12 protein-coding genes, 3 tRNA genes and 1 rRNA gene are annotated in these 15,040 nt (G+C 42.6%); 1 reads left to right on the top strand and 15 read right to left on the bottom strand.

Annotation, left to right across the window (positions count from 1 at the left end; genetic code table 11):
* Positions 1-83 precede the first annotated feature (83 nt).
* The 10 genes from NL111_RS03280 to ykzS all read right to left on the bottom strand — a co-directional run bounded on the left by NL111_RS03280 (position 84) and on the right by ykzS (position 8,868).
* Positions 84-156 (bottom strand) — tRNA-Ala (locus NL111_RS03280).
* 5 nt (positions 157-161) lie between these two features.
* Positions 162-235, bottom strand: a tRNA-Ile gene (locus NL111_RS03275).
* Positions 236-315: 80 nt separating this feature from the next.
* Positions 316-1,892: ribosomal RNA gene (locus NL111_RS03270) — 16S ribosomal RNA — on the bottom strand.
* A 438-nt stretch (positions 1,893-2,330) separates the two neighbouring features.
* Positions 2,331-3,368 (bottom strand): lysylphosphatidylglycerol synthase transmembrane domain-containing protein, encoded by a 1,038-nt coding sequence (locus NL111_RS03265; RefSeq protein WP_502929577.1) that lies wholly within the window; start codon positions 3,366-3,368, stop codon positions 2,331-2,333.
* A 12-nt stretch (positions 3,369-3,380) separates the two neighbouring features.
* Positions 3,381-4,397, bottom strand: coding sequence for a glycosyltransferase family 4 protein (locus NL111_RS03260; RefSeq protein WP_201197906.1), 1,017 nt, complete (start codon positions 4,395-4,397; stop codon positions 3,381-3,383).
* 30 nt (positions 4,398-4,427) lie between these two features.
* Positions 4,428-5,615 carry a glycosyltransferase family 4 protein gene (locus tag NL111_RS03255; protein ID WP_002829774.1) on the bottom strand — a complete coding sequence of 396 codons (1,188 nt, stop codon included), beginning with the start codon at positions 5,613-5,615 and terminating at the stop codon, positions 4,428-4,430.
* An 85-nt stretch (positions 5,616-5,700) separates the two neighbouring features.
* Complete coding sequence (locus tag NL111_RS03250) at positions 5,701-6,474, bottom strand: alpha/beta fold hydrolase (protein ID WP_285110473.1); 774 nt, start codon at positions 6,472-6,474, stop codon at positions 5,701-5,703.
* Positions 6,475-6,546: 72 nt separating this feature from the next.
* Positions 6,547-8,271: a phosphoenolpyruvate--protein phosphotransferase gene (gene ptsP / locus NL111_RS03245; protein WP_285110472.1), complete on the bottom strand. Its 1,725-nt coding sequence runs from the start codon at positions 8,269-8,271 to the stop codon at positions 6,547-6,549.
* Positions 8,271-8,537, bottom strand: coding sequence for a phosphocarrier protein HPr (locus NL111_RS03240; protein WP_002829779.1), 267 nt, complete (start codon positions 8,535-8,537; stop codon positions 8,271-8,273). Before NL111_RS03240 ends, ptsP begins: the two co-directional genes overlap by 1 nt.
* A 142-nt stretch (positions 8,538-8,679) precedes the next feature.
* A complete protein-coding gene (ykzS, locus tag NL111_RS03235) occupies positions 8,680-8,868 on the bottom strand; it encodes a protein YkzS (RefSeq protein ID WP_002829780.1) in 189 nt (62 codons plus the stop codon).
* A gap of 215 nt (positions 8,869-9,083) precedes the next feature.
* Between ykzS and NL111_RS03230 the strand changes: the two genes are divergently transcribed.
* Entirely contained in the window at positions 9,084-11,291 is a 2,208-nt protein-coding gene (locus NL111_RS03230) for an ATP-dependent Clp protease ATP-binding subunit (protein ID WP_285110471.1), read from the top strand.
* A gap of 325 nt (positions 11,292-11,616) precedes the next feature.
* Here NL111_RS03230 and NL111_RS03225 read toward each other — a convergent pair whose 3' ends face one another.
* From NL111_RS03225 to NL111_RS03205, 5 genes are all read right to left on the bottom strand, one after another.
* Positions 11,617-12,594, bottom strand: coding sequence for a GMP reductase (locus NL111_RS03225; RefSeq protein ID WP_004166854.1), 978 nt, complete (start codon positions 12,592-12,594; stop codon positions 11,617-11,619).
* Positions 12,595-12,902: 308 nt separating this feature from the next.
* Positions 12,903-12,976, bottom strand: a tRNA-Arg gene (locus NL111_RS03220).
* Between the two features lie 236 nt (positions 12,977-13,212).
* On the bottom strand, positions 13,213-13,467 hold the full coding sequence (locus NL111_RS03215) for a helix-turn-helix domain-containing protein (protein ID WP_002829785.1): 255 nt from the start codon (positions 13,465-13,467) through the stop codon (positions 13,213-13,215).
* Between the two features lie 281 nt (positions 13,468-13,748).
* Positions 13,749-13,985, bottom strand: a complete 237-nt coding sequence (locus NL111_RS03210) for a hypothetical protein (RefSeq protein WP_002829787.1) — start codon at positions 13,983-13,985, stop codon at positions 13,749-13,751.
* A gap of 11 nt (positions 13,986-13,996) precedes the next feature.
* Entirely contained in the window at positions 13,997-15,028 is a 1,032-nt protein-coding gene (locus tag NL111_RS03205; RefSeq protein WP_285110470.1) for an LCP family glycopolymer transferase, read from the bottom strand.
* Between the last annotated feature and the right edge of the window lie 12 nt (positions 15,029-15,040).

The raw sequence follows: 15,040 nt of genomic DNA, 5'->3' as shown, positions 1-15,040 counted from the left end.
TAATTATAATTAATTAAAATTAGAAAATTATAGATATTATTCAGTTTTCAAAGAACAAAAGCAGAACAACTAACGTTGTTCAATGGAGAATAGCGGGATCGAACCGCTGACCTCCTGCGTGCAAGGCAGGCGCTCTCCCAGCTGAGCTAATTCCCCATGTATGGGCCTAAATGGACTCGAACCATCGACCTCACGCTTATCAGGCGTGCGCTCTAACCAGCTGAGCTATAGGCCCGATACGCATGTGTTTTGAGAGTAGACCTCTCAAAACTAAACAAAACTTTGACTCGTGTGCGGTTCCGTATTATTCCTTAGAAAGGAGGTGATCCAGCCGCAGGTTCTCCTACGGCTACCTTGTTACGACTTCACCCTAATCATCTGTCCCACCTTAGACGGCTAGCTCCTAAAAGGTTACCCCACCGGCTTTGGGTGTTACAAACTCTCATGGTGTGACGGGCGGTGTGTACAAGGCCCGGGAACGTATTCACCGCGGCATGCTGATCCGCGATTACTAGCGATTCCGACTTCGTGTAGGCGAGTTGCAGCCTACAGTCCGAACTGAGAATGGTTTTAAGAGATTAGCTAAACCTCGCGGTTTCGCGACTCGTTGTACCATCCATTGTAGCACGTGTGTAGCCCAGGTCATAAGGGGCATGATGATTTGACGTCGTCCCCACCTTCCTCCGGTTTGTCACCGGCAGTCTCACTAGAGTGCCCAACTGAATGCTGGCAACTAGTAATAAGGGTTGCGCTCGTTGCGGGACTTAACCCAACATCTCACGACACGAGCTGACGACAACCATGCACCACCTGTCATTCTGTCCCCGAAGGGAACGCCTAATCTCTTAGGTTGGCAGAAGATGTCAAGACCTGGTAAGGTTCTTCGCGTAGCTTCGAATTAAACCACATGCTCCACCGCTTGTGCGGGCCCCCGTCAATTCTTTTGAGTTTCAACCTTGCGGTCGTACTCCCCAGGCGGATTACTTAATGCGTTAGCTGCAGCACTGAAGGGCGGAAACCCTCCAACACTTAGTAATCATCGTTTACGGCATGGACTACCAGGGTATCTAATCCTGTTCGCTACCCATGCTTTCGAGCCTCAGCGTCAGTTACAGACCAGACAGCCGCCTTCGCCACTGGTGTTCTTCCATATATCTACGCATTTCACCGCTACACATGGAGTTCCACTGTCCTCTTCTGCACTCAAGTCTCCCAGTTTCCAATGCACTTCTTCGGTTGAGCCGAAGGCTTTCACATTAGACTTAAAAGACCGCCTGCGCTCGCTTTACGCCCAATAAATCCGGATAACGCTTGCCACCTACGTATTACCGCGGCTGCTGGCACGTAGTTAGCCGTGGCTTTCTGGTTAAATACCGTCACTGGGTGAACAGTTACTCTCACCCACGTTCTTCTTTAACAACAGAGCTTTACGAGCCGAAACCCTTCTTCACTCACGCGGCGTTGCTCCATCAGACTTGCGTCCATTGTGGAAGATTCCCTACTGCTGCCTCCCGTAGGAGTCTGGGCCGTGTCTCAGTCCCAATGTGGCCGATTACCCTCTCAGGTCGGCTACGCATCATCGCCTTGGTGAGCCGTTACCTCACCAACTAGCTAATGCGCCGCGGGTCCATCCAGAAGTGATAGCAGAGCCATCTTTTAAAAGAAAACCAGGCGGTTTTCTCTGTTATACGGTATTAGCATCTGTTTCCAGGTGTTATCCCCTGCTTCTGGGCAGGTTACCCACGTGTTACTCACCCGTCCGCCACTCACTTCGTGTTAAAATCTCATTCAGTGCAAGCACGTCCTGATCAATTAACGGAAGTTCGTTCGACTTGCATGTATTAGGCACGCCGCCAGCGTTCATCCTGAGCCAAGATCAAACTCTCATATTAAAATGATGAGTCTTTTTCAAGCTCATTAATTGTTTGTTTTTGCGAATTGACTTCGCATGTTTGTTCTCACTAAATCAATTTGATTTGCGAGTCCTCACACGATCGTTTGTCAAAATTTTGTTCAGTTTTCAAAGGTCTACCAGCGTTGTCGTATCAACGTTTATAACGTTTTTGACAACTATTTAAATATATCATCATGAGAATCAATTGTCAACAACTTTTTTTAAATTGTTTTATTTGAAATCTCACTAACTGGCGAAAAACACCAGCTCATATATCTTAACATTAAGCATCAAAATCTGTCAACAACTTTTTTTGAGTTGAGATTTTTTAAATCGCTCAACGCCTTGATGCGCCCTTATCGAAGAGCACTTAAATATAGTATCAAGATTACTAAATCAGGTCAAGGCTTTTTTTAAAAAAAATAAAAAAACGAGCTTATTCGCTCGTTTTTTTAGGTACTATCCGATTAATCCGGTTTGGTTTTATTACCATTGCAAACATTCCCGCAAACATTCCAAAATAGTAAGTGAGCAAACGCCAAATTATCATGGCTAAAACCAACTTACTACTATTACCTACGAACTGGGCAAAGATAACACTAAAGCCATACTCCGCCCCTCCTGCGCCTCCAGGAATGGGGAATAGCGAAATCACCATGAAGATCAGTACATGCAAGCACGTCACCATAATTAGATGCACGTGAGTCTTTCCTAATGCTAATAGGATGAAATATGGAATTAGATAATAAAACAGTAGTTGTAAAAAGGTTAATAACGCTACCTTGGCTAATAACCGCCACTGCGACTTCATCCGTACGCTTTCTAAGTAGAAAGTGTCCACCTTTGCATCAATCGACGTCTTCCACCTTAAATAACGCTCTGGTTTAGTGAATCGTTTAATCGGAATAAAGATAAGGTCAAACATTTTCTTGGTAAAGTTATGCCAGTACATAATCATCAATAACCCGATAATTACTGCTAAGTGAATCAAAAAACCAAATAGCACAAACCAAGAAAGAAATTTAATCTTATCTTCCAAATACTGGAAGCCAATCAACAGACTAAAAATAAAGTTCAATACAACCATTGACTGAAAAACCACGAACTTCATTAATAGTACTGAACTAGCTCGGCCGCCTTCAATACCACTCTGCATTAAAGCCACTAACTGAGCTGGCTGTCCCCCGGAAGAAAAAGGAGTCAGTCCATTAAAGAGCTGCTCAATCAATGGAATTCGAATTGCATCTTTCCAAGACAGTCGATCGCCGTTACTTTCCACCAATACTTTAGTTGCAACGGCTTCGAAGCCTAGATACAAGATAATACATAATAGGGCCACTAAAAGCCAGCCCACGTTTAGATTCAAAATATCATGCGAGACTTGGTGCAAATTAACCCCACGCAACGAATAGCCAAAAATTACCAATCCGGCCAAAATCATCACGACAAGGACAATCTTGTTTTTCCTTGTAATAATGATTCCCCCCTATTTAAGTAAAGATGAATAATAATTTAGCCAAATCTCTGCTAAATGATCTTCTGAATATTCTGCCGAAGCTTGGTCTGCACGTTGCTGATAATCCCTCAGTTGTGCCGGATTCTTGACTAACGCACTCAATTTTTGATCCATTTCAGCGTAATTGTCCGCCGCAATGTAATAGCCCTTAATAATTGAATGGTACAAGTCTAAATCACGTAACATCACCGGGGTTCCGCAACTGAAGGCCTCGAGAACCGACATCGGAAACAGTTCATTATAAGAAGGCAATAAAAATAAGTCTGCGGCATTATAGTATTCCACTAACTTATTCCGGTCCACAATTCCAGTAAATTTTAAGTTTGCTGGAGGATTATCAACCACCTTTTTTAAATCAGCATACCCATCCGTTAACCTACCAAACGAAAATCCGCCTGCCCAGATAAAGTACATCTCTGGGTGTTGTTGAGCAAGCTTGATAAAATCCTTTACGCCTTTTCGCTCTTGCACCTGACCAATTCCTAAAATGGTAAACCGGTCTTGCACACCCAGTTGTTCCCTAACTTGGCGGCGTTGTTCGGCATCATACTGGTAAAACTCGTCCTTCCGAACAAAATTAGGTATGTAAGTAATAATTTCCCGTTTAATTCCGTACTTAACTAATTGATCAATAAAAGTTGGGTTCACTACTACAATCTGATCCATTCGTTTATAGAACGCGATAATGTACTTATAGAATAACCAACGAAAGGGTTGTGGAATCTTAAGACTCCCCTCGATAGTTTCTGGGAGAAAATGAACGTACCCCACCTTTACGCCCCGCTTTTTAGTAAAAGTGGACACAAAAAATTGGGGATCAATTGTATGATAATGACTGATATCCGCTTGCGTATAACGATTAATTGTTAAATCAATTTCTTTAGGAAAATGCGTCTTCAGCAAACGAATCAATTCTTCATACGCACTACCAACTCCTTGTCCCTTAACCTTACTGGCGGACGAAAACATGTTCACCTTAATTGGCATAACCTAACTAACCCCTAACGTTAAACAAAATTATTCCAGTTCAGACTCTTTCTTTGAGCCATGTTCCAAATCGGCATGAGCGCTGATTGCACTATTATAGTAATCTACAATCCGCTTTCCAAAATAATCCGCGGAAATTTCATAGAGCTTCTTTTCCCGAGGACGTGGATCATTAAATTCATCCGGATGTTCAATATACCGCTTAATTGCTTGCACGAGCTGCGCTTCGGTATCAAAAACCTTCCCTAACGAAGGATCATCTAGCAACTCGTCCGTATACGGCCCTGATTTGGCCACCACTTTTAAATGCGAAGCCATCGCTTCAATATACGTTAATCCCTGCGATTCCGAATCAGAAGCCGAAACAAATAGGTCGGCCGCTTGATAATAACGGTAAACTTGATCATTATTAATTTCGCCCGTAAATTTAACGTGCTTTTCCAAACCCAAATCATGAACCTGGTTTTCCAGGCTAGTCCGCGCAGGACCATCCCCCACTATCAATAACTGGGCATCCGGAACTTCCTTTAAGATTGCGGGGAAGCAATCAATCACTTCTTGGATATTCTTTTCGTACGCCAAGCGACTTAAGGATAGCAAAACTGGTGTCTTTGCATCATATCCTAATGCTTCACGGCATTGTTGGGGATTGCTATCTTTTTGGTACTGTTCCAAGTTAACCCCCGTTGGAATGATGCGCGTGGGAACTTGAATCCCGTAACGTTGAATTGTTCGCTGCACCCGTTCACTTGGAGCAACAATCCCGTCAATGTGATAACAAAACGCCCGCGTCATCTGCTTAACGTGGTACGGCTTGAGTAATTTCCCGTTGGCTACATAGTGTAAATAATCCTCATACATCGTGTGGTACGTATGGATTACCGGAATTTTTAAAGCTTTAGCAACAAACTTTCCCATCCAACCTAAGGAAAACTCCGTCTGGGTGTGGACAATATCAAGGTTAAGTTCCTTAGCAATCTGAGTAGCACGAATAAACCCACTGATTGCAATTCGACGGTCGGTAAATGACACAAACGGAATGCTAGTAAAACGAAATACGTTCCGTTCGTAGACGTTTGTATCAACTTTCGGATCCGTCGTCGTGAAAATATAAACTTGATGTCCCTGTTTTTCTAACTGATCACGCAGCGTTTTAATTGACGTTGCTACCCCACTAACTTGTGGAAAATAGGTGTCAGTAAACAGTCCAATATTCACAGCGAATCTCCCTCTTTGTCCTAATTAAACTACTTTCTCTAATTATATTGGTTTAAAATGCGATATGCAAACAGCTGCCTCTACCTTATAAAAAACGTAAAACTAGTTGGTTGAATTGGGCGGGCTCTTCTGCCATCGGAATGTGACCAACGTTTGGCATTACCTCCACTTGAATGCGGGGATTGAGCTGTTTAAGTGCATCCCCCATCTGGGGATTAAAGAACGGACTCTTTTCCCCTAAGATAAACAATACTGGTTTTGTGGCTGCTCGCAAAACCGGACGCCAATCCTTTCTCGCGTGTCCCTTCACTAAAGAACGGTTTTTAGGCTGTGAAAAAGGATATTTAGAATCAATGGCCTTAGAATTCTTGTAAACGTACCCCTCAATTCGACGGTAAGCTGGCCGTAAAATAGGTTCACTCATCAGTTGTTCAAAGTTAGCTTCGTTTAAATTTTTAAAGCCGTAATGCCATTGATCATCGTTTATCATTTTAGGCGGTTGATCAACGAAAATAGCCTTGCTAACAAAATCCCAGCCCCGAATCGATAAAATATTCCATAAAACAGCGGCCCCCATTGAATTGCCAATTCCAATCGGTTCTTTAATCTCTAAGGCATCCACTAATTGAAGTACTTCGTCCGCCAAATCATCAATCTTTAAATCATAGTCAACCCGGTCCGAACGGCCATGGTTAAGGTAGTCCAACCGGATCACCCGGTAACCATGTTGCAAGAAGAAGTTAACTTGGCCCGACCAAATTTCCGTATTCCCACCAAAGCCCGTTAAAAACAGGATGGGGATTCCTTCTCCCTGGTCTTCGTAATAGATGGTTTCTCCAGTTTTTAGTATAAATTCCATACGTCGCTCCTTATATAAAACAAAAAGGAACCGCGACCCAATGGTCAACGGTTCCCAGTTAACTTATTCAGCTTACTTGTTATTAACAGTTTCTTCAACTAACTTAATTACATCTTCGTTAGTTTCCGCTTCTGTGATAGCCTTTTCAGCTAACTTCTTCATATCGTCCGTGTTTAGCTTCTTCATCAATGAGCGAGTCTTCAAAATTGAAGTAGCACTCATTGAGAATTCATCCAAACCAAGACCCATTAGAATTGGTACAGCGATTTGATCGCCAGCCATTTCACCACACATCCCGGTCCACTTGCCTTCCGCATGGGAAGCATCGATCGTTTGCTTAATCAAACGAAGCAGTGATGGGTTGTATGGTTGATAAAGATATGAAACCTTTTCGTTACCACGGTCTGCAGCAAATGAGTATTGAATCAAATCATTTGTACCGATACTGAAGAAATCAACATACTTAGCGAGCTTATCAGCGATCATTGCAGCTGCTGGGATTTCCATCATCATACCGACTTGGATTTCACCAACCTTAGTACCTGCATCGATCATCTTTTTACGCTCGTCGTCGTAAATTGCCCGAGCCTTCTTGAATTCAGCTACCGTAGCAATCATTGGGAACATAATTGCTAGCTTACCGTATGCTGAAGCACGAAGAAGCGCCCGTAATTGGGTCCGGAACAAATCCGTGCGGTCTAAACTAATCCGGATTGCCCGGTAGCCTAAGAACGGATTCATTTCTTCAGGTAATGGTAAGTAAGGAAGGTCCTTATCTCCACCAATATCCATAGTCCGAACTACAACTTGCTTACCGTTCATTCCTTCAACAACTTTTTTGTAAGCTTCAAATTGTTGATCTTCAGAAGGTAATTCAGAAGCATTCATGTACAAGAATTCAGAACGGAATAAACCAACTGCTTCACCGCCGTTATCCAGAACACCTTGTAAGTCATCTGGAGTACCAATGTTAGCAGCTAAGTCAAAGTGTACACCGTCTTTAGAAACGGTCCGTTCATTCTTTAACTTTTCCCATTCAGCTTTTTGAGCTTTGAAATCTGCACTCTTTTGTTCATATTCTTTGATTTCATCATCAGAAGGATTGATTAGCGCATCCCCAGTTAAACCATCGACAATCATCATATCGCCTTGCTTAACGCTAGTAGTAGCCTTTTCAGAACCCACTACCGCAGGAATTTCCAAGGTCCGCGACATAATGGCCGAATGTGAAGTCCGTCCACCAATATCAGTGATGAAACCTTTAACGTAACGACGATCCAATTGGGCCGTGTCACTAGGTGTTAAATCATGAGCAACAATGATGACTTCGGAGTCGATCAAAGCTGGATTTGGCAATTCAACACCAAGTAAGTGACTCATCAACCGTTTAGTAACGTCACGAATATCTGCAGCCCGTTCTTGCATGTAAGCATTGTCGGTCATTGCTTCAAACATCGCGATGAAGTTGTCAGTCACTTCTTTTGTAGCTTCTTCAGCGTTGATGGTATCATTTTTGATCTTATCTTCAATGTTACCAATCAACTCTGGATCTGAAAGAATCGTTAGATGAGCTTCAAAAACTTCTGCTTCTTCAGCTCCAAGATTTTCAGCAGCTTTAGCTTTAATAAGGGTTAGTTCCTTTTTAGACTGTTCTAAAGCATCATGGAGACGATTAATTTCAGCATCGACATCCGTAATAGTCTTCTTTTCGAAAGAAAGATCGGGATCCACCATTAAGTAAGCTTTAGCGATGGCAATTCCATCACTAGCTGCTATACCCTTTAATGTCCCAGTCATTATTCGGAAAGTCCTTCTTTCTTCATTGTGTCTTCAAGTGCAGCGATTGCGTCAGCTTCGTCGTCACCGTCAGCAGAGATTGTAACGTCTGCGCCTTGGCCAACACCAAGTGACATTACACCCATGATTGACTTCAAGTTAACAGACTTGTCCTTGTATGTTAATTGAATGTCTGAGTTGAACTTGCTTGCTGCTTGTACCAACAATGTTGCTGGACGAGCATGAATACCTGTTTCTGCAATTACATGAAAGTCGCGTTTTTCCATAATATATTTCTCTCCTTAGTAACACTAAATTTTGCTATAAATGAAGTTGCTTGTCGCGTCATCCATTTACAAGCCTTTGACAAGATAATATCAATTTACGAGCCTTAAAGCAAGCCCTTACATAAAACAAAAATCAACTGCCTTATTGTTTTTTGTTATTCTCGTAACGGTAAGTAATTGTTCCGCCACGTTGGGCTTCACCGATTAACTGCTTGCGTTCCGGAAAATCCATAAAAACCGGTTGGAATTCTTGGAACTCTTCGGCTGTGATCGTTAGCTCATCGAGTACCCCATCTTTTAAATCATTTAAAAGCTTCAAATAATCACGCATTTTAACACCTCATTTAGCTTATTTATTCTATACCTTTATACTAATTTTTACAATACTGGCGCCTCCACAATACCTTTTTCCGATTTTGAATCAAACTCCTTGCACAATTTAAAAGAGCGTGTATAATTTAGTTATGGTCAATATTGGTCAAACATTTTTTGACGTAATGGCTGATTAGTTTCTTTCATAACTTCATTATAGAAGGGAGACAGCACATGCTTTGTCAAAATTGTCATAAGAACGAAGCAACCATTCATTTATATACTAACGTGAATGGTCGAAGGACAGAGGTTAACCTTTGTCAAAATTGCTATCAACTTTTGAAGAACCAACAACTTAATAACAATAATGGAAATGGAGGTGCGCGTATGGCACAAGATCCATTTGGATTTGGTAACTTAGACGACATTTTCCGTGCAATGCAAGGTGGCAACGTAAGTCGTCCGGAAGATATGTACGGACAACAAGTTCCCCCTACTCAAGCAGGCCGCGGCGGTGGAAATAACCCCAACGGCGGTAACGGAAGCTCTCTTCTAGGCCAATACGGTTTAAACTTAACAGATTTAGCAAAACAAGGAAAGATCGACCCCGTGATCGGTCGTGATAAAGAAATTGAACGCGTTATTGAAATTTTGAATCGACGGACCAAAAACAACCCGGTTTTAATCGGTGAAGCTGGAGTTGGTAAAACTGCGGTAGTTGAAGGTCTGGCACAACGGATTGTGGAAGGCTCAGTACCACAAAAATTATTGAATAAACAAATTATTCGTTTGGACGTCGTTTCATTAGTTCAAGGTACCGGAATTCGTGGTCAATTCGAACAACGGATGCAGGAATTAATGAAGGAAGTTCAAAATAATCCGGACTTAATCGTCTTCATTGACGAAATTCACGAAATTGTGGGTGCCGGAAATGCGGAAGGCGGCATGGACGCCGGAAACGTTTTAAAGCCTGCCCTTGCACGGGGTGACTTCCAACTAGTCGGGGCCACCACTTTGAAAGAGTTCCGGGACATTGAAAAGGATGCGGCGCTTGCTCGCCGGTTGCAACCCGTTCAAGTCGACGAACCTAGTGAAGAAGAAGCAATCAAGATTTTGAAAGGTATCCAAAAGAAGTACGAAGATTACCACCACGTTCACTACACTGACGACGCGATCGTGGCGGCAGTTAAGTTGTCCAAGCGGTATATTCAAGACCGGTACTTGCCAGATAAGGCAATCGACCTTCTTGATGAAGCCGGTTCAAAGAAGAACTTAACCATCAACGTAGCGGATCCGGAAACCATTCAAAAGAAGATTGACGAAGCCGAAGCTGAAAAGAAGAAGGCTCTGGAATCGGAAGACTACGAAAAAGCAGCCTACTACCGTGACCAAGTTTCTAAGTTAGAAAAGAACAAGGATGGCGCAACTAATAAGGAAGATGAACCAACCATTACCGCAGAGGATATGGAAAAAATCATCGAATCAAAGACGGACATTCCGGTCGGCGACTTGCAAAAGCAAGAGCAAGAACAGTTGCAAAACCTTGCTAGCAACTTAAAAGCGCACGTTATTGGTCAAGACGAAGCAGTTGTTAAGATTTCCCGAGCAATTCGGCGAAACCGGATCGGACTTAACGGAACTGGACGGCCAATCGGTTCGTTCCTCTTCGTTGGTCCTACCGGGGTTGGTAAGACTGAATTGGCTAAACAATTAGCTGATCAACTCTTTGGTTCCAAAGATGCCATGATTCGTTTTGACATGAGTGAATATATGGAGCCACATTCAATATCTAAATTGATCGGTTCGCCTCCAGGGTACGTGGGCTACGAAGAAGCTGGCCAATTAACCGAACAAGTTCGGCGGCATCCTTACAGCTTGATTTTGCTTGATGAAGTAGAAAAAGCTCATCCAGACGTGATGCACATGTTCTTACAAATTCTTGACGACGGTCGTTTGACTGATTCACAAGGTCGGACGGTCAGCTTCAAGGATACCATCATCATCATGACTTCTAATGCTGGATCAGGCGACGTTGAAGCCGACGTTGGTTTCGGTGCGGCAATGCAAGGTAAGACCCATTCCGTACTCGACAAACTTGGCAACTACTTCAAGCCTGAATTCCTTAACCGGTTTGACGACATCGTTGAATTCCACGCGTTGACTAAGGATAACCTAATGCAAATCGTGGACTTGATGATTGCCGACGTTAACAAGATGCTAGCAACCCAAGGCTTGCACGTGAACGTTACCAAACCAGTGGAAGAACGCCTTGTCGAACTTGGATACGATCCTAAGATGGGGGCTCGGCCATTGCGGCGGGTCATCCAAGAGCAAATTGAAGATCGGATCGCGGACTTCTACCTCGATCACCCAAGTGAAAAACAATTAATTGCTCGCATCAAGGACGACAAGATTGAAGTTGCCCCTGACGACAAAAAATAATTTCTGATTAGTTTCTTTTAAAAATGGGACCAGGATTTCATTGCTGAAATTCTGGCCCCTTTTTTTGTTCTGTTTGGTGGGCTTTTGAGTCGCTGCATAGCCGAAACGTGCTCTGGAACCTAGCTTTTTCCGGTTAACCAAATTAAGGCGCCGATTGCCTAAACCGCAATCAACGCCTTAACTTCGTACTTCTCTGCTGCATAGCCGAAACGTGCTTCCTGCCCCAACTTCTTCCGGTTAACTAAAATAGGGCATCAATCGCCAAAAACGCGATTAATGCCCTATTTTTTTAATCCTCAGAAGCTACCCGGGGCAGGAAGCACTCTTATAATATATCCCCATTAAAAATCGAATTCTTCACAATTACGTAGTCGACCTTTCTAATCGATTCCAAATCGCGTCCTCCCGCATATGAAATCGCCGACTGCAAATCTTCTTGCATTGCCTTCAACGTATCCGCTAAATGTCCGCGTTGATGAATCCAAATCTTCTTCCCTTCGACGTTTTTCGCCTCTCCCTTTTGGTATTGAGAAGCACTACCGAAGTATTCCTTATAGGTGACACCATCTTCCACCTTGGTTTCCCCTGGTGATTCGATATGTCCTGCAAATAACGAACCAATCATCACCATGGTTGCCCCAAAGCGAATTGATTTTGCAATGTCCCCGTGGTTCCGGATTCCGCCATCGGCAATCAGTGGCTTACGAGCAACTTTGGCACACCAACGTAAAGCTGATAGTTGCCAGCCGCCGGTTCCAAAACCAGTCTTCAACTTAGTAATGCAGACCTTTCCTGGTCCAATTCCAATTTTAGTTGCGTCCGCGCCGGCACTTTCTAGTTCACGAACCCCTTCAGGAGTCCCGACGTTTCCAGCAATTACAAAACTTTCTGGTAATTTTTCTTTAATGTAATGAATCATGTCAATTACGGTTTGCGCATGCCCGTGGGCCACGTCAATCGTAATGTAGTCAGGGACTAAATTCTTAGCAGCTAATTCGTCAATAAAGTCGTATTCGCCGTCTTTAACACCCACACTAATAGAAGAAATCAATCCTTTAGCCTTCATTTTTTTGACAAAAGCTAACCGAGTTTCTGGTTCAAAACGGTGCATGATGTAAAAATAGCCATCTGCCGCTAACTTTTCCGCAATTTCTTCGTTGATAATGGTCTGCATATTAGCCGGCACTACCGGTAGCTTAAACGTATGTTTTCCCAATTCAACTGTTGGATCACATTCACTACGGCTGCGAACAACACACTTAGCTGGAATTAGTTGAATGTCTTCATAATCAAATACTTTCATTCTGGTCCCCTCGAATTGATTAAATTAATGGCCAATCGCCACCAAGCAATAATATACACTAACTTTATCAACAAAACAAGTTTAAAAAGTTCGCTTTCTCACCTAATAAATCGTTAATATATTTCTTATCATCTAATGATAATGTCATTATGCGAATTATTCACCATTTCTCCCGCGATTCTAGTACAATTGATCCGCAAACAAAAAAAGCACCCAACTTTTAAATCGTTGGATGCTTCTTGAAAGGCATTTGGTTGGCACTTTCTTTCGAAATCCTTTTGTCCGCAATGCTTCAAGCCATATAACAATGTCCCCGGCGAGAATCGAACTCGCAACCTATCGCTTAGGAGGCGATTGCTCTATCCAGTTGAGCCACGGAGACCTAATAATTTAGTATTACATGAATTTTAAATTCTGTAAAGTTGTCCTGCCAGATTAGTAGCGCCTCTCCTAAAAGGCATCTCTTCATTCTACCCCTAAACAACTAAAAAAACCGTCCCAGTAATTATTAGATTTTGTCTAACAAATATGGACGGTTCATAATTTCTGAAACCTTGTTCAGAATAATGCTCGAATTTGAAAATTTTTCAAGCCGGTGTAACCTAGTATTTCAAAAAATTATCTAGGAAGCTTTGCCTTTTCAATGTTTTTCTTATCCAAGTCTTCGTACTTAATCCCCGTTACACTTTCCATGCCTTCACGGGTAACGATTAATTGTTTACCAAATTTTCGGATTGTGCCTGTTGGGAAGCGTTCTGGATACTTGTTATAGATTGTTCGCACGTAATCCTTTTGCTTGCCCCACATTAGGCTTGCTTCACGACTTCCGATTAATTCATCTGTGTTAAGGTCAATTTTTAAATTTTTCGACATACTTATTCCTCTTTTCTCTACATTCAAACTCTCAGCGTGTCTTGTTATCTAAAGGGTAAATCTATTTATCCTTATATTAGCAAAAAAACTGTTATATGGCTTGTAATAGGCTCAAACTTAATCTTTCTTAAAATACTAGCTACTCCCCCCTATGTATCACAAGATAATAAACAAAAACGGGCATACTGTATTTTACCACAAAGAAAAAGATCAAGAACAATAAATGTAATAAAAAACCCCAAACCGGCTCTTTTAACCAATTTGGAGTTCTTAGAGGGGGCTTAAGCTTTTTTAGTTGCTTCACTCATCCGTACTACAACCCGACCATGTAAATCGTGCAATTCCTCTGAACGTGAATTAGCAACGCTGGCTGGGTCAATTTCGATTAAAATCGAGTTTTCATAGACTTTTCCAACGGTTCCTGCAAAACCAGTTGGTAGAAGATCAGTTTTCTTCACCGTAACTTCGTCGCCTACATCAAATGGTTTCTTTTCGTCAACTTTTTCCTTATCCGCCATTGTTATCTCCTTTAATTCCCTGCATTAATGTTGTCATTCTCTACCTGACTATTACTTACGTTAGCAGCTCCATTAGCTGATAACGCCGCAGTCCCGGTTTCGGCGTGCTTCAAGCCGAGGCCTTTTCTTATGAAATCAGTCACCCGTTGTAGCTCGGTGTGGGAAACAATTTCCATCGATTGTCCATTGACCATTTGACCACTGCCTTGAGCATGGGTTTCTTCAATGTTCTTCGATGCGGCCCGGTAATTCTTTGCCAAGTCCACGAGGTTACCAAACGCAAAGTCGGTTTGGGTTTCGTTAGCAATTGAATCGATAAAGTCTTTATTAAGCAATGCTGAAACCGAACTGCTCTTGCCAAGGATAGCAGTTAACACTGCCCTTTGTCTAGTCTGACGCCCGTAATCGTTTTGCGGATCGTCATAACGCATCCGGGAGTAAGCCAGCGCCTTCTTCCCGTCCATGTGAGTCTTAACACCCTTTTTAAAGGTATAACCATCATACGTAAAGCTGAGCGTTGGAGTAATATCAACTCCACCTACTTCGTCAACGACCTTTTGCATGCCGCCCATGTTAACTAAGACGTAGTAATCAATCGGAATGTTGAAAACCGATTGTACCGCGCGAATCGCAGTTCCTGCCTTACCAAACGCGTAAGCAGCGTTAATTTTAGACGGCGACTTTTCTTCGTATCCTGGAATGGTAACCCCTAAATCCCGCGGGATACTAGTAATCGTCGTTTTATTTGTCTTTGGATTAATCGTAACCACCATCATACTATCGGTCCGTCCCTTATACGAACGACCGAGTGCTCCGGTATCCGTTCCCATTAATAGGATCGAAATTGGCTTTTTATTAGCAACTAAATCGGCGGTATTCCGTTGTTTTTTAATACCTGCACTACTGTAGGTACTATCAACCGCATTTTTGACGTTCTGGTACTTGCGCACCCCATAGAATATTCCACCAAGCAAAATAACTGCTATAACAATTAAAATAGTATTGCGCATCGTGTGCGACGCTCTTCTACGTTCTCTACGCATAAAATTATACCC

Source organism: Pediococcus sp. AC40, assembly GCF_030252485.1.
GTDB lineage: Bacteria > Bacillota > Bacilli > Lactobacillales > Lactobacillaceae > Pediococcus > Pediococcus acidilactici.
The sequence above is the reverse complement of the archived record's forward strand: the minus strand, read 5'-3'. Positions and strand labels throughout refer to the sequence as shown.